Below are 14,874 nucleotides of genomic sequence, written 5' to 3'. Positions count from 1 at the left end.
CCGCTTCGATGCGTAGGATAATGCTCAAAAACAAATAGATAGAGCGGTTCCACAAATCGTCTTAACCGGAACCGCTCCAGGACATTCATAACGGCATTTAACCCGTGCATAGAGGCAAAAAACGCTTCAAATCAAGACAATACACAAAAGCCGCACGAGCGTGATGAAAAGACGACACTTCCTGCCAATTGCAGAAGCCTTCATTCACGCACATCTTATCCGAAAACTGTTTCACAGTTTTGAGGATGTGCTCTATTGCAGAAGGCTGAGAGCCAAATTCATGGATTTGAGTGCTATGTCGAAGTCCCGCCCCCTCATTGCCGTACCGACTGACGTCAAACCTTTCGAGAATTACACCTGGCATGCAGCGCCGGATCAATATCTGGCTGCGGCCATCGATGTCGCGCAAGTGACGCCGCTTCTGGTGCCAAGCTTCGGCGACAAGATGGATCTTGACGCCATTCTCGACGCGGTGGATGGCGTGCTGATCACCGGCTCGAAATCCAACGTCAACCCTGCCCTCTACGGTGTCGAGCCGAGTGCGGCCTTCGAACCCTATGACGATGCGCGTGACGCGACCTCGCTGCCACTGATCCGCGCGGCCATTGAAAAAGGCGTGCCGGTACTGGCGATCTGCCGCGGCATTCAGGAATTGAATGTGGCGCTGGGTGGCACGCTGGCCACCGAAATTCAGGAATTGCAGGGCCGGATGGACCATCGTGCGCCGCAATCCGAAAGTCAGGCCGAGCGTTTCGCGATCCAGCACCCGATCCGGATCAAGCCGGATTCATGCCTTGGCGCAATTTTGAAAGAAGACAGCGTAAAGGTGAACTCGGTGCACCGTCAGGCCATCGACCGGCTTGCGCCGCGCCTTGAAGTGGAAGCCGTGGCCGAAGACGGCACCGTGGAAGCCGTCTCCGTCAAGGACGCCAAGGGTTTTGTCGTCGGCGTCCAATGGCACCCGGAATATTGGGTCCAGTCCGATGCCCCCTCGCGGAAGATATTCGAGGCGTTTGGCGAGGCGGTGCGGGAGCATAAGATAGGGCAGTAGGGCAGTAGGGCAGTAGGGCAGTAGGGCAGTAGGGCAGTAGAAGATTATGGTCGTTTCGGCCGTCCGCAACCAAAACATACTGCCTTATTCCCATACTGCCCTACTGCCTTACCTCCGCCGTCTCCGGCACCGGCGTGATCGCCTTGCCGGTATCGAACCACGCAATGAGATTATCGATCACCAGATCGGCCATGGCCTGACGGGTCTTGTGCGATGCGGATGCGATATGCGGCAGCAAAACCGTATTCGGTGCATCGAGCAGGCCCTGCGGCACCGATGGTTCGTTGGAGAAAACATCCAGTCCCGCAGCCGCAATCGTGCCGTCATTCAAAGCCTTGGCCAGCGCGTCTTCATCGACCAGCGAGCCGCGACCGACATTGATCAGAACGCCATCGGAACCGAGTGCTTGCAGCACGTCAGCATTGACCGCCTTGGCCGTTTCCGCACCACCCGGCGCAACCAGAATAAGCGTGTCGACCGCCTTGGCCAGCTCAAGCAGGCTTGGATAATAATCGTAAGCGACACCTTCCGCCTTGCGGCGGTTATGGTAGGAAACCGGCAGGCCAAACGCTTCCACACGATGGGCGACCGCCTTGCCGATACGGCCAAGGCCGAAAATGCCGACCTTGCGTCCGCGCAGCGAAAGCTTCGACAGCGGATAGCGGCCTTCCTTTTCCCAGCGGCCCGCACGCAGGAATTCCTGCGACTTCGACAATTCGCGCACCGTATCGATCAAAAGGCCGAGCGCCGTGTCGGCCACTTCGTCGGTCAGTACGTCCGGCGTGTTGGTGACCATCACGTTGCGGGTGGCGGCATGTTTGGCATCGACGGCATCATAACCGACGCCGAAATTGCCGATGATCTTCAGATTGGGCAAAGCGTCGATGAGCGCGGCATCCACGGTGGACATGCTGGCAATGCCCTGCACATCGCCAGCCCAGGCCGCATCAACGAGCGCCGCGTCGCCGCGCGGGATGCGGCGTACCGAAAACTCACCCGACAGGCGTTCGACGGCATAATCGTTGAAGTTACCGAGCACCAGAACGGTTGCGTCGCGCTTGGTCATGACAATATTCCTCTGGGCATTTCGCAGTTCGTGGGAGACCGGTAGCCGGTCAGCTTGAACCGGACCCGGAGCGTGGAAATCAGGGCTGTTTAGGCTTGGACGTCGATTGCCTTATATGCAGTTCCGGCTTGATGAGTTCCTGCGTCGAGGCAACCTCGACACCGTTCAGCTGATCGAGCAAAGCGCGGGCGGCGCGGCGTCCGACCTCGCGCTGGCCGTTCCAGACGGTCGTAAGCGCAGGCGTTGCAATCGCCGCCTCTTCCAGATCGTCATAGCCGGTCACGGATATGTCGTCGCCCGGCACAAGCCCGGCGCGCGCGATGCCATTCATCAGGCCGATTGCGGTCAGGTCGTTCCAGCACACGGCAGCCGTCGGCTTGTCCTTCAAGGCGAGGAACTGCGGCGCGACTTCAAACCCGCCCTGTTTGGTGCGCGGACCCGCGATGCGCCAGTCGTCGCGCACTTCAAGCCCGGCCTTCTCCATCGCCTGAACATAACCGCGATAACGGTCGCGACCGGTCGAGGTCTGGTCAGTGCCGCCGATCATTGCGATGCGCTTGTGACCAAGCGAAATCAGGTGATTGGTGGCAAGGCCGACGCCATAAGCATCGTCGCCCCGAAACACGGGCGCATGCACGCCCTCGACACTGCGCGCGATGAAAACGACCGGCAGGCCGTTATCCTCGGCGATCTGGATATCTTCCGGCGGCGTACCGATGGCGGGCGACATGATCACCCCGTCGGCGCCAAGCTGCAAAAGCGTGTCCATGAAGGTGCGCTGCTTTTCCAGCTGGTCGTAATGGTTGGACAAAATGAAGGTCTGGCGGGACCGGTCGAGTTCCGATTCGATGGATTTCAGAATTTCCGCGAAAAACGGGTTCATGATGTCGTGCACCACGACACCGACAATCCCCGACCGCGACGTGCGCAGGCTCGCTGCCCTGCGGTTATAGATATAACCGATGGCGCGGGCATGTTCCTTGATCTTCTCACGGGTCTGGTCGGCAACAAGCGGACTGTCGCGCAGCGCAAGCGAAACGGTAGCCGTCGAAACACCCAGCGCATCAGCGATGGTCGAAAGCTTGATTTTCTGGGCCAAGTCGCCTCCCCAACGGTCCATGCCACGAAAGCCCCGCGTCACATGTCACAAGGGCGTCATCATTAAAACGGTTATGCCATTGCAATTATTGAATTGAAAGTATTTTTTGGCATCAAGCTGAAACCGCCGCCGCTTATTCAGCTTCGTCGTCGTCAATGGCATCGGCGGACGATTCTTCCGCCACACGCGACAGACCGCGCAGCGCCAGATTGCCTTCCATTCGACCCAGCATTTTCAGGAACGTCTTGCGCTCCTTCTTGTCGAGGCCCTTCAGCATGTCCTTGTCGGTCTTGCGAATGGATTTCTCGATGGCCTTGATCGTCTCAAGTCCCGCCTGCGTCAGATAAACATGCGACTGGCGCTGGTCGGTATCGGATGCACGCTTGGCGACAAAACCCTGCCCTTGCAGACGGGCAATCGTCTTGGTGATGGTTGGCGGGCGCACGCCAAGCCGCTGCGCAAGCACGCCGGGCGTGAGACCGTCTTCAGCGGCCAGTTGCAGCATGACTGCATCCTGTCCGGCATAAAGTCCCTGTTCCAGAAGCCTTGTGGCCAGAACTGTTCTTGAAAGACGCGCCACGGATTGCAGCCGATAAAGTACAACCGCTTTATTGTCCTTGTTCATCGCCACCTCACCCTTTGTTGCGACTTCATTCTGTCGCTCGATCGACATTGCCGGAGATGTTTATAGCGTAAAATATTGTCCGACTTATGAAACAACAAGGTTAAAAACATTTCGCTGAAGTGAGGGGCGGTGTTTTTACCGCTTGGGTTGCCCCCCGGCGAACCGACGTTAGGTTCGACCACCAGAAAAAACAGTGAGGAAAATATGACGGAACTGCGCGATCAGAACAGCGATATGATTGTCGTCCTGCCCCTTGGCGCACACGAACAGCATGGCCCTCACCTGCCGTTCGAGACGGACACGATCATCGCGGAAAGCATTGCCGCGCGGGTTGGCGAGGCGATACCGGCTGGTCTGAACGTCAATTTCCTGCCGGTGCAGCCAGTCGGCTATTCCATCGAACACATGGATACCGAAGGCACACAGAGCCTCGCCTTTTCGGAAGCGGTCAACCAGTGGATCGGCATCGGCGAAAACCTGCATGCGGGCGGCATCCGCAAGCTGGTGATGCTGAACGCCCATGGCGGCAACTCGCCATTGATGACCATCGTGGCGACCGAATTGCGCGTCCGGCTCGGCATGCTCGCAGTCGCGACGAGCTGGACCCGCTTCGGCCTGCCGGACGGCCTGATCACGCCGGAAGAAAAGGCGCTCGATATTCATGGCGGCTTTATCGAAACCTCGGTGATGCTAGCGCTGCGGCCCGATCTGGTGGATATGTCGAAAGCACGCAATTTCAGCAACGCCCAGTCACGCTACGCCGAGGAATTCAAGTTCCTGCGCGCCTATGGTCCGCACGCATTTGGCTGGAAGATGCACGATCTCAACCCGGAAGGCGTTGCAGGCAACGCTGCCGCAGCAACGGCGGAAGCAGGCGAAAAGCTGATCGCCAATGCCGTATCCGGCTTTGTCGAACTGCTGCGCGATGTCCATCGCTTCGATCTGGCGCGGTTCAAATCCTAGGGTTCATACCGATGGCGCGAATGTGAAGGGGCATATGTAATAATATAGCATTGCATATGGCATTACTGTCGTCGTTCCCTTATATGAAATGTCCGATCCGAAGTCCCGGCATGCGCCTTTGCGCACCGACCGATCCGGGGCCGCAACGTCTAGAGGCATGATCATGAGCCAGGCTGAAGCCCAAACCACAGCAGAGGCGACCACTGAAGCTGGCCGCATTCCCGTTACCGTTCTGACCGGCTATCTGGGCTCGGGCAAAACCACCCTTCTCAACCGCATTCTGACCGAGAATCACGGCAAGCGTTATGCCGTTATCGTCAATGAATTCGGCGAGATCGGCATCGACAACGACCTGATCGTCGAGTCGGATGAAGAAATCTACGAAATGAACAATGGCTGCATCTGCTGCACCGTGCGCGGCGACCTGATCCGCGTGGTGGAAGGTCTGATGCGCCGTCCAGGCCGTTTCGACGCCATCGTCGTGGAAACCACCGGCCTTGCCGATCCGGTTCCGGTCGCGCAGACCTTCTTCATGGATGACGACGTGCGCGCCAAGACCGGCCTCGACGCCGTTGTCGCCCTCGTGGATGCCAAGCATCTGCCGCTGCGCCTCAAGGACAGCCGCGAAGCCGAAGACCAGATTGCCTTTGCCGATGTCGTGCTGATCAACAAGACCGATCTGGTGACGCCGCAAGAACTGGCCACCATCGAAGCCACGGTTCGCGCCATCAACCCGCATGCCATCATCCACCGCACCGAGCGCGCCTCGATCCCGCTTGAGCGCGTTTTGGACCGTGGCGCCTTCGACCTGAAGCGCGTGCTGGAAAACGATCCGCATTTCCTCGACCATGATCATCCCGATCATGTCTGTGGCCCGGATTGCGACCATGATCATGGGCATGACGACCATCATCATGACCACCACGGGCACCACCACCATGCGCATGATCACGACCATGATCATCATCACCATGACCACGATCATGTCTGCGGCCCGGACTGTGACCACGATCATCACCACCACGATCATGCCTCGCCAATCCACGATGTGACGGTTAAGTCTGTTTCGTTGCGGGCCGGTGATATCGATCCGGCAAAATTCTTCCCGTGGATTCAGAACATCACCCAGACGCAGGGGCCGAACATTCTGCGCCTCAAGGGCATTATCGCTTTCAAGGACGATCCGGACCGCTATGTGGTTCAGGGCGTTCACATGATCATCGAAGGCGATCACCAGCGCGCATGGAAGCCGGAAGAAAAGCGGGAAAGCCGTCTTGTCTTCATCGGACGCGAACTCGACCCGGCTGAATTGAAAGCCGGTTTCGAAAACTGCCAAGTCAAATAAGAAATACTGGACACTGATGCCTACAGTTGCCCCGTTTGACCTCGAAGGTCATTGTCTTCATGCGCGCTTCATCGGCGACGTTCCTTTCTTTGCCATGGCTGATGGGACGATCCATCGGCTGGATAACGGCAACCAGAGTTCGACGGCCCATGACGGACTGTTGAGCGCTGTGGTTGCCGTTGACGGCAAGTCGCTCATCACCGGCGGCGAAGACGGTCGCGTCTGCCGCACCGATGCCAGCGGCACGGTGACCGAACTCGCCAAGGTCCCGCGCAAATGGATGACGGCTGTTGCAGCCGGTCCCGGCGGTACGGTCGGCTTTGCCTCGGGCCGTTCGGCATGGGTGCGCAACTCTGACGGCAAGGTGCAGGAATACACGCAGGAACGCAGCGTTGAAGGCATTGCCTTTGCGCCGAAGGGCCAGCGGCTTGCGATTGCCCGCTACAACGGGGCGACGCTGATTTGGACCGGCACCGCCGCCAAGCCCGTCGAACTGGAATGGAAAGGCGCGCATATCGGCGTCATTTTCTCGCCCGATGGCCGCTTTCTCATCACCTCGATGCAGGAAAATGCCTTGCATGGCTGGCGTCTGGAAGACGCCAAGCACATGCGCATGACCGGCTATCCGGCAAAGGTGAAGGACTGGTCGTGGAGCGTGAAGGCCAAGTGGCTTGCAACATCCGGCGCGCCTGCGGCCATCGTCTGGCCTTTTGCGGGCAAGGACGGCCCGATGGGTAAGGCCCCGCTTGAGCTTGGCCTGCGCGGCGACAGCATGGTGACGACGGTTGCCTGCCATCCGGTCGAGGATATCGTCGCCATTGGTTATAATGACGGCATGATCATGCTGGTTCGTTTTGCCGATCAAAAGGAAGTTCTGCTGCGCCGCCCCGGCAAGGGCGCCATCTCCAGCATGGGCTGGGACGATCAGGGCCACCGCCTCGCTTTCGGTTCGGAAGTGGGGGATTGTGGCATCGTCTCTTTAAGGGATTAGGGGAATAAGGGAGTAGGTTTTAAAAGAGTGTCAGGCGCTTCTCGCCCAACATACTCCCCTATTCCCTTATTCCCCTACTCCCCTAACTCACGGTCTGCGCATCGACACCGCAGGCGCACCGTCTGGTCCAAGCGACGCGACCCACTGGCTGATTGCGGCGGCATCCTTGTCGCCGAGCATGTGATCGGCATCAATCGTGCGCGCATCGACGCGCGCGCCGCTGGAGCGCAGAAGCGCGGAAAGCGCGGGCGCAAAGGGTGAGTAGAGCTTGTCTTCCTCGCCGGTGATCGTCAGCACGCGCGTCTTGCTCAGATTGGCAACCGGCGCATTGTCCAGCACCGGCATCGAGCGCATCAGCACGGCACGCTTCACCAGATCAGGATGCAGCATCATGGTTGCCGCCAGGAGATTGGCGCCGTTCGAATAGCCCACGAAAGTCGCGTGCGTAAGGTCGAGGTCCTTGTCGTCGGCAAGCCGCGTCAGGAACGTCACGAAGGCATTGGCTTCGAGCTTGATATCCTTCTGGTCGAACTTGACCGGCGTGATGCGCTTGTACCAGCGCGTGCCGCCGTCCTGCATGACACGACCACGAATGCCGAGCAGTGTCGCGCGCGGCCAGATTTTCGACGCCAGCGGGATAAGGCTGGTTTCATTGCCGCCCGAACCGTGCAGCAGGATAACCAGTTCGTTGGACGCTTTTTCCGGCGTATAGAAGCGGTGGATGAACTGCCTGCTGCGGGAGAAATTCTGTTCCGGCGTAATTTCCGTATCCATCTTCTTCTCGCGCATGGTGACGCCTTCGCCGAGCTTCGGGGCGCCTTCTTCTTCTTTCATTGAAGCGGCAATACCGCTCAGTGCCTTGCCCTGACCTTTCGTGGAAACAGCCACAGGCTGCCCCTCAGCAAAAGCCGAGCCGGTCGATACCATAAGCGCAGCCGCCAAAGCGGCAATAAACATCTTCTTTACCATGATCTCTACATAGCCAACGAGACGTTAACGAAGGTTTGAAAGCGGCCCCTCAACAAGGCGATTGAGCACGGCCTTCGCGGCGAATGGAACTCTCTTAACAGCAGAGATTTAGCAGGAATGTGGCGAAATGCACGAAAAATTACGACCTGTTACAATTCTGTTACATCTCCATTGCGAGACTTATTCGCCATCACTAAAGCGTGAGCCACACCGAAGCGATGAAAACTCCTTGCTTTTGACGTGTTTGGCGAGAAAATCAGCTATTATGCGGGAGAAAGAGATCAACGCCCATGAGCAGCTTTAAATTCAGCCGTCTTTCGCATGCCCGTCTCACTTATGATGCGGTGACACCGAAGAACCTCTATCTGCACCGTCGGCAGTTTATGGCGGGCCTCGGCGCGCTCGCTACCGCAGGTTTTGCGTCGTCGGCTTTTGCAGACCCGCTCAAGGCTGTCGCATCCGCCTATAAGGTCGATGAAAAGCTGACCCCGAAGGCCGATGTCACCAGCTACAATAATTTCTATGAATTCGGCACAGACAAGAGCGACCCAGCCGCCAATTCCAGCGATTACAAGCCGCTGCCCTGGAAGCTGACCATCGATGGGCTGGTGAAGCAGCCGAAAGAATTCGACATGCGCGAGTTGATCGACAAGATGCCGCTGGAAGAGCGCATCTATCGTATGCGCTGTGTCGAGGCGTGGTCGATGGTAATCCCGTGGATCGGCTTTCCGCTGGCAAGCCTGCTGTCACAGGTGGAGCCACTCGGCTCTGCCAAATATATCGCCTTCACCGGTGTCGTGCGCCCGGAGGAAATGCCCGGCCAGAAGGGGCTGTTTCAGGTGCTGGACTGGCCCTATGTCGAAGGGTTACGACTGGACGAAGCCCGGCATCCGCTGACCATCCTGGCGGTTGGCCTTTACGGCGAGACGCTTCCCAACGCCAATGGCGCGCCGATCCGGCTCGTGGTGCCGTGGAAATATGGTTTCAAAGGCATCAAGGCCATTACCCGTATCTCCTTTGTCGAGAAGCAGCCGCCCACCTCGTGGCAGCAGCAGGCCGCCAATGAATATGGCTTCTATGCCAATGTGAACCCGGCGGTCGATCATCCCCGCTGGAGCCAGGCGACAGAACGGCGCATCGGCGAGGACAGTTTCTTCGCTTCCAGCCGCCGCCCGACCCTGCCCTTCAACGGCTATGCGGACGAAGTCGCGTCGCTTTATACCGGCATGGACCTGAAGGCGAATTACTGACATGGCAGCCGAGAGAATGGGTGCAACCGAAGGGGGCGCGAAAAAGCCGACGCGTCGCCAGACTGATGGCTGGAAGGTCTGGCTGCTCTATGCGGCGGGGTTTGTTCCGGCTGTCTGGACCTTCTATCTCGGCGCGACCGGCGGCCTTGGTGCCGATCCGGTCAAGACGTTCGAACATACGCTCGGTCTCTGGGCGCTGCGCTTGCTGATCCTGACATTGCTCGTCACCCCGATCCGCGACCTGACCGGCATCAGCCTGCTGCGCTATCGCCGGGCGCTCGGTCTTCTCGCCTTCTATTATGCGCTTATGCATTTCGCGACCTATATGGTGCTCGATCAGGCGCTGAATTTTCCGGTTATCATCGCCGATATTCTCCGCCGCCCCTTCATCACCATCGGCATGATCAGTCTCGTGCTGCTTGTGCCTTTGGCGCTGACCTCCAACAACTGGTCGATCCGTCGGCTCGGACGCCGCTGGACCAGCCTGCACAAGCTCGTCTATGTGGCCATTGCAGGCGGTGCGATCCATTTCATCCTATCCGTGAAAAGCTGGCCCGCAGAGCCGATCATCTATGCCGCCATCGTCGCAGCGCTGCTGCTGTGGCGGCTGGTGCGTCCCTACAGGCGCAATCGAAAGACATCCGCGCCGCGCCCGCGTGGAGAGGCTGTCGCCTTAAAGAAGTAACGGCTAATAGAAGAGCTTCTTTTTACAGATTCCAATGTACTGAACTAAATTTATCCATTTTTTGGATAAGCAATGACATTGCGCCGCAAATCATGTCAGTATCGCCGCCAATTCCACATTGATTACCACAACTGGCGAGCACTGAGGCCCATGACGTCTATTTTGAAATCGGCGCCCGTTCGCATCGCAGGCAAGTTTATCTTCATCCTTTTCGCTCTTATCTTTGCGATCTGGGCGAGTTTGGCGATGTGGTATCAGTTGCCCTTCGGCAGCGTTGTTCGCCAGGCGATCATCGCGCTGTGGTTGCTCTTCACCCTCTGGACCATAGCCGGGGAAAGGCGCTTCTCCTGCTGGCGCAAACGGCTGTTCTTCTGCCTCCTCGCGCTCATCATCCTCGGCTGGTGGACGACCATCCGCCCTTCCCTCGACCGCATGTGGGCGCCGGACGTCGCGCGCATCGTTACCGGCAAGGTGGATGGCGATATCGTCACGCTCACCAATGTTCGCGATTTCGAATGGCGCACGACGGAAGACTTTACCGAAAATTGGAAAGACGAAACCTACGATCTCAGCAAGATTACTTCGGTTGATATCTACCTGTCCTACTGGTCGAGCCCGGCCATCGCTCACACGCTGCTTTCATTCGGCTTTGCGGATGGGCGTCATGTGGTCTTCTCCGGCGAAATCCGCCGCGAGCATCATGAGGTCTTCTCGTCTATTGGCGGCTTTTTCCGGGAATTCGAGCTGGCGATGATCGCCGCCGAGGAACGGGACATCATCTATCTGCGCACCAATATCCGCAAGGAAGACGTCTACCGCTATCAGGTCAAACTGCCGCCCGGCCCGGCCAGACAATTGTTCCTGTCCTATGTCGAGCGCGGCAACCAGCTGGCCGCAAAGGCGGAATTCTACAACACGCTGACCACCAACTGCACGACCATGATCTTCGACATGGCGCGGCTGCTCGATCCAACATTCCCGTTCGACTATCGCATTCTGCTGTCAGGCTTTCTGCCCGGCTATCTTTTCGACAATGGCTGGATCGAGAATGGCGGTTCGCTGGAAGAAATACGCCAGCGCGCATCCATCGACGCAAAAGCGCAGGCAGGCGGACGCGACGGCTTCTCGCAACGCATCCGCGAATAAAAAACCCCGCTTCGCAGCGGGGCTTTCTCAAGCATTCGCGCTGGGATCAGATCGCAGCGGTGATGATGATTTCGACCTTGTAGTCCGGCGTTGCAAGGGCTGCTTCACCGGTTGCACGAGCTGGCGTGTTGGCCGGATCGACCCAGGCATCCCAGACAGCGTTCATTTCGGCGAAATCCTTCATGTCGGCGAGCCAGATGATCGCCTGAAGAATCTTCGACTTGTCCGAACCGGCTTCCTTGAGCAGGCGGTCCACTTCGGCCAGAACGGCCTTGGTCTGATCGGTCACGCTGGCGCCGGGCACACCCACTTGACCGGCGAGATAAACGGTGTTGCCGTGGACCACGGCCTGGCTCATGCGTGGACCAACTCCGATGCGACGGATGCTCATGGTGAACTCCTCTGAATGCTGCTGCGGAAAGTGTTCCGCATTGGAAAAAATGTGCGCTCTCTTATGGAAGCCCAAGTGCCGTTTGGCAATGGCGTTGCCATGCGTGATCGCTTAAATTCGAAAACAGGAGGACCGACCATGGAGAAGCCGCTTGCCGACATCTACCGCGATTACATCGCCTGCCTGAACGGACAGGACTGGGAAAATCTCGGCCACTTTGTCCATCAGGCGGTCTCGCATAATGGCAGAGCTTTCGGACTGGCGGGCTATCGCGCCATGTTGGAGCAGGATTTCAAGGCGATCCCCGATCTCCAATTCAGTATAGACCTGCTGGTCTGCGAACCACCGACAGTTGCAGCCCGTCTGGCTTTCGATTGCACGCCCGTTGGCGTCTTTCTCGGCTTGCCGGTCAATGGCCGCAAAATCCAGTTCGCCGAAAACGTCTTTTACACCTTTGACAATGGACTGATTAAAGGGGTCTGGTCGATCATCGACAAAGCTTCTATCGAAGCACAGCTTTGATCGCATCTGCGGATTGACTCTTGAGGCCCCTCCCCCTATAAGCCGCGTCACGTTCGCCCGCGCGGGTCTACGGATGGTTTATGCTGTCCGCCGCAGGGAAAAGAACCAGCTCCTGTTCAATAGAGCATGATCCCGAATAAGGGTAACCGGTTTCGGGCCAGATCATGTTCCACTGAAAAACAGAATTAAGAAGGGCCGCACACCGCGGTATTAAAAAAAATGAAGCGCACTTATCAGCCATCCAAGATCGTCCGCAAGCGTCGTCACGGTTTCCGTGCACGCATGGCTACCACCGGCGGCCGCAAGGTTCTCGCCGCTCGCCGTTCGCGCGGCCGTAAGCGGCTTTCCGCTTAATCTTTGCCCGCGCAGCTGCGCGGTGAATAAAGATATGAAAAAGCCGAAACAAATACTCCGCCTTCGTAAGAGAGCGGAGTTTTTGGCTTTAAGGAACGGTGAAAAGCGGCGTGGCCCGCTGTTTCTTCTCGAAGTCAGCGTGCGGACGGAAGAGGAATCGGCAGCCGCCAAAATTGGCGACAAGCCCCGCGCCGGCTTCACCGTCACCAAGAAGAACGGCAACGCCGTGATACGAAATCGCATCCGCCGCAGGCTGAGAGAAGCGGTACGTTGTCACGCAGGGCGTGACATGGCGCCTTCGACCGACTATGTGATCGTAGCGCGCGAGCAAGCTCTCACTGCGCCCTTTTCGCGACTGACCGATGAACTCACCCGCCGCATCAAGGCGAAGGGCGAGCGGAAAGGCGAAGGGAAACGCCGAACGGAAAGACCGGAATCAGGACCCGTCAATGGAAAATAAACGCAATTTCTTCATCACCATTGCCCTGTCCATCCTCATACTGACGCTGTGGCAAGTGTTTTATCTGGGTCCGAAAACGGAAGCCCAGCGGGAGCAGGCACGCATTGAGGAGCAGCAGCGGCAGGCCCAGCAGGCAGCCCAGGGTGGCCAGGCAGGCAACGGTGCGGGCGATACGCCACAGGCGCCAGCCGCTTCGGGCACAATTCCCGGCCATGGTGATGTGGCAGCCGCAGGCGGCACGCTGACCCGCGAAGCCGCAATCGCTCAGACTGAGCGCGTTCAGATCGACACGCCTTCGCTGCGCGGTTCGATCAACCTGACCGGCGCGCGTCTCGACGATCTCTTCCTCAAAAATTATCACGAAACCGTCGACAACAATTCTCCGAATATCGAACTGCTCGCGCCATCGGCGCTGAAGCAGGGCTATTTCGTTGAGCTCGGCTTCACCGGCAATGACACGACCGGCCCGGTTCCGGGTCCGAACACGGTCTGGTCCGTGGAAGGCAACAACAAGCTGACTCCATCCACGCCGGTCACGCTGAGCTATACCAACGAGAAGAACATCACCTTCAAGCGCGTCATCTCGGTTGACGACGCCTATATGTTCTCCGTTGACGACACGATCACAAACAATACCGGCGCACCGATTTCGCTGGCCTCTTATGGCCGCGTAACCCGCTTCAACCAGCCGGAACATGCCAGCGCTACCTATGTTCTGCATGAAGGCCTGATCGGCGTTATGGGTCAGGACGGCCTACAGGAAATCAAATATTCCAAGGTCGAAGACGACAAGGACATCTCGTTCAAGGACGTCATGGGCGGCTGGCTCGGCATCACCGACAAGTATTGGGCTGCAACGCTCGTACCGCCGCAGGACGAAAAGTTCACCGGCCGCTTCTCGCACTTCACCAATGATCGCCCGCGCTACCAGACCGATTTCCTCGGCGCGCCGATGACCATTGAGGCCGGCCAGTCGCATTCGCTGAAGAACCAGGTCTTCGCCGGTGCAAAGGTCGTCACGCAGATTCAGGCTTACGAAAAGCAGCTCAGCATCAAGCAGTTCGAACTGCTGATCGACTGGGGCTGGTTCTACTTCATCACCAAGCCGATGTTCTACCTCATCGACTGGATCTACAAGTTCTCGGGCAATTTCGGCGTCGCCATTCTGGTTGTCACCGTTCTGCTCAAGGGCCTGTTCTTCCCGCTCGCCAACAAGTCGTACAAGTCGATGGCGCGCATGAAGCTGGTTCAGCCGAAGATGACGGAAATCCGCGAGAAATACGCGGACGACAAGATGAAGCAGCAGCAGGAAATGATGCGGCTCTACAAGGAAGAGAAGATCAATCCGCTTGCAGGCTGCTGGCCGGTGCTGGTGCAGATTCCGGTGTTCTTCGCCTTGTATAAGGTTCTCTACGTCACCATCGAAATGCGCCATGCGCCGTTCTTTGGCTGGATTCAGGATCTTGCAGCGCCCGATCCGACATCGCTCTTCAACCTGTTCGGCCTTCTGCCTTTCGCAGTACCGCACTTCCTGATGATCGGCGTCTGGCCGCTGCTGATGGGCATCACAATGTTCCTGCAGATGCGCATGAACCCGACGCCGCCAGACCCGACGCAGGCTGCGATCTTCACCTGGATGCCGATTATCTTCACCTTCATGCTGGCTTCGTTCCCGGCTGGTCTCGTGATCTACTGGGCATGGAACAACCTGCTCTCGATCACCCAGCAGGGCATCATCATGAAGCGTCAGGGCGTCAAGATCGAGCTTTGGGACAATCTGAGGGACCTCTTCAAGCGAAAGCCGAAAGAGGCCAAAAAGTAAAATCTGAAAAACCCCGCTTAGGCGGGGTTTTTTTATGCCGTCATGTTGACAATGCGGCCCATACCATTGATGCGTGTCACTGACAGAATAAAGCGACCAGGATAAGAACATTGAGCGAGCAGGATAAGAAGCAGG

The 14,874-nt window shown here is 57.8% G+C and carries 16 protein-coding genes; 11 read left to right on the top strand and 5 right to left on the bottom strand.

Annotated elements, in window-relative coordinates; all coding sequences use genetic code 11:
- The first annotated feature begins 295 nt into the window (after positions 1 to 295).
- Positions 296 to 1,051 (top strand): gamma-glutamyl-gamma-aminobutyrate hydrolase family protein, encoded by a 756-nt coding sequence (locus tag QLQ11_RS11490; protein ID WP_109369623.1) that lies wholly within the window; start codon positions 296 to 298, stop codon positions 1,049 to 1,051.
- Between the two features lie 100 nt (positions 1,052 to 1,151).
- On the opposite strand, the gene QLQ11_RS11485 is transcribed toward QLQ11_RS11490, so the two are convergent.
- From QLQ11_RS11485 to QLQ11_RS11475, 3 genes are all read right to left on the bottom strand, one after another.
- Positions 1,152 to 2,117, bottom strand: a complete 966-nt coding sequence (locus QLQ11_RS11485; protein ID WP_109369624.1) for a 2-hydroxyacid dehydrogenase — start codon at positions 2,115 to 2,117, stop codon at positions 1,152 to 1,154.
- Positions 2,118 to 2,196: 79 nt separating this feature from the next.
- Entirely contained in the window at positions 2,197 to 3,216 is a 1,020-nt protein-coding gene (locus QLQ11_RS11480) for a LacI family DNA-binding transcriptional regulator (protein ID WP_109369625.1), read from the bottom strand.
- A 133-nt stretch (positions 3,217 to 3,349) separates the two neighbouring features.
- Positions 3,350 to 3,841 carry a MarR family winged helix-turn-helix transcriptional regulator gene (locus tag QLQ11_RS11475; RefSeq protein WP_109370290.1) on the bottom strand — a complete coding sequence of 164 codons (492 nt, stop codon included), beginning with the start codon at positions 3,839 to 3,841 and terminating at the stop codon, positions 3,350 to 3,352.
- Between the two features lie 204 nt (positions 3,842 to 4,045).
- On the opposite strand from QLQ11_RS11475, the gene QLQ11_RS11470 reads away from it, so the two are divergent.
- From QLQ11_RS11470 to QLQ11_RS11460, 3 genes are all read left to right on the top strand, one after another.
- On the top strand, positions 4,046 to 4,804 hold the full coding sequence (locus QLQ11_RS11470; protein ID WP_109369626.1) for a creatininase family protein: 759 nt from the start codon (positions 4,046 to 4,048) through the stop codon (positions 4,802 to 4,804).
- A gap of 163 nt (positions 4,805 to 4,967) precedes the next feature.
- Positions 4,968 to 6,149 (top strand): GTP-binding protein, encoded by a 1,182-nt coding sequence (locus tag QLQ11_RS11465; protein ID WP_181376101.1) that lies wholly within the window; start codon positions 4,968 to 4,970, stop codon positions 6,147 to 6,149.
- Between the two features lie 16 nt (positions 6,150 to 6,165).
- A complete protein-coding gene (locus QLQ11_RS11460; RefSeq protein ID WP_109369628.1) occupies positions 6,166 to 7,140 on the top strand; it encodes a WD40 repeat domain-containing protein in 975 nt (324 codons plus the stop codon).
- Positions 7,141 to 7,227: 87 nt separating this feature from the next.
- On the opposite strand, the gene QLQ11_RS11455 is transcribed toward QLQ11_RS11460, so the two are convergent.
- The gene (locus QLQ11_RS11455; RefSeq protein WP_283735937.1) at positions 7,228 to 8,109 is read right to left on the bottom strand and encodes an alpha/beta hydrolase; all 882 of its coding nucleotides are present in this window, start codon (positions 8,107 to 8,109) and stop codon (positions 7,228 to 7,230) included.
- A 290-nt stretch (positions 8,110 to 8,399) separates the two neighbouring features.
- Between QLQ11_RS11455 and msrP the strand changes: the two genes are divergently transcribed.
- The 3 genes from msrP (at position 8,400) to QLQ11_RS11440 (ending at position 11,190) form a co-directional block, all read left to right on the top strand.
- Positions 8,400 to 9,359, top strand: a complete 960-nt coding sequence (gene msrP / locus QLQ11_RS11450) for a protein-methionine-sulfoxide reductase catalytic subunit MsrP (RefSeq protein ID WP_121538853.1) — start codon at positions 8,400 to 8,402, stop codon at positions 9,357 to 9,359.
- A 16-nt stretch (positions 9,360 to 9,375) separates the two neighbouring features.
- Positions 9,376 to 10,044, top strand: a complete 669-nt coding sequence (msrQ, locus tag QLQ11_RS11445) for a protein-methionine-sulfoxide reductase heme-binding subunit MsrQ (protein WP_109370291.1) — start codon at positions 9,376 to 9,378, stop codon at positions 10,042 to 10,044.
- Between the two features lie 150 nt (positions 10,045 to 10,194).
- The gene (locus QLQ11_RS11440) at positions 10,195 to 11,190 is read left to right on the top strand and encodes a DUF4105 domain-containing protein (RefSeq protein WP_109369630.1); all 996 of its coding nucleotides are present in this window, start codon (positions 10,195 to 10,197) and stop codon (positions 11,188 to 11,190) included.
- A 46-nt stretch (positions 11,191 to 11,236) separates the two neighbouring features.
- On the opposite strand, the gene QLQ11_RS11435 is transcribed toward QLQ11_RS11440, so the two are convergent.
- Positions 11,237 to 11,581, bottom strand: coding sequence for a RidA family protein (locus QLQ11_RS11435; RefSeq protein ID WP_109369631.1), 345 nt, complete (start codon positions 11,579 to 11,581; stop codon positions 11,237 to 11,239).
- Positions 11,582 to 11,719: 138 nt separating this feature from the next.
- Between QLQ11_RS11435 and QLQ11_RS11430 the strand changes: the two genes are divergently transcribed.
- From QLQ11_RS11430 to yidC, 4 genes are all read left to right on the top strand, one after another.
- Positions 11,720 to 12,103 (top strand): ester cyclase, encoded by a 384-nt coding sequence (locus QLQ11_RS11430; RefSeq protein WP_109370292.1) that lies wholly within the window; start codon positions 11,720 to 11,722, stop codon positions 12,101 to 12,103.
- A gap of 219 nt (positions 12,104 to 12,322) precedes the next feature.
- Entirely contained in the window at positions 12,323 to 12,457 is a 135-nt protein-coding gene (gene rpmH / locus QLQ11_RS11425; RefSeq protein WP_006467565.1) for a 50S ribosomal protein L34, read from the top strand.
- 34 nt (positions 12,458 to 12,491) lie between these two features.
- Complete coding sequence (gene rnpA, locus QLQ11_RS11420) at positions 12,492 to 12,917, top strand: ribonuclease P protein component (RefSeq protein ID WP_109369632.1); 426 nt, start codon at positions 12,492 to 12,494, stop codon at positions 12,915 to 12,917.
- A complete protein-coding gene (yidC, locus tag QLQ11_RS11415) occupies positions 12,907 to 14,739 on the top strand; it encodes a membrane protein insertase YidC (protein ID WP_121538858.1) in 1,833 nt (610 codons plus the stop codon). Before rnpA ends, yidC begins: the two co-directional genes overlap by 11 nt.
- Positions 14,740 to 14,874 lie beyond the last annotated feature (135 nt).

It is taken from the genome of Ochrobactrum sp. SSR (assembly GCF_030067775.1).
Lineage (GTDB): Bacteria > Pseudomonadota > Alphaproteobacteria > Rhizobiales > Rhizobiaceae > Brucella > Brucella teleogrylli.
This window is presented reverse-complemented; position numbering and strand designations above follow the sequence as displayed.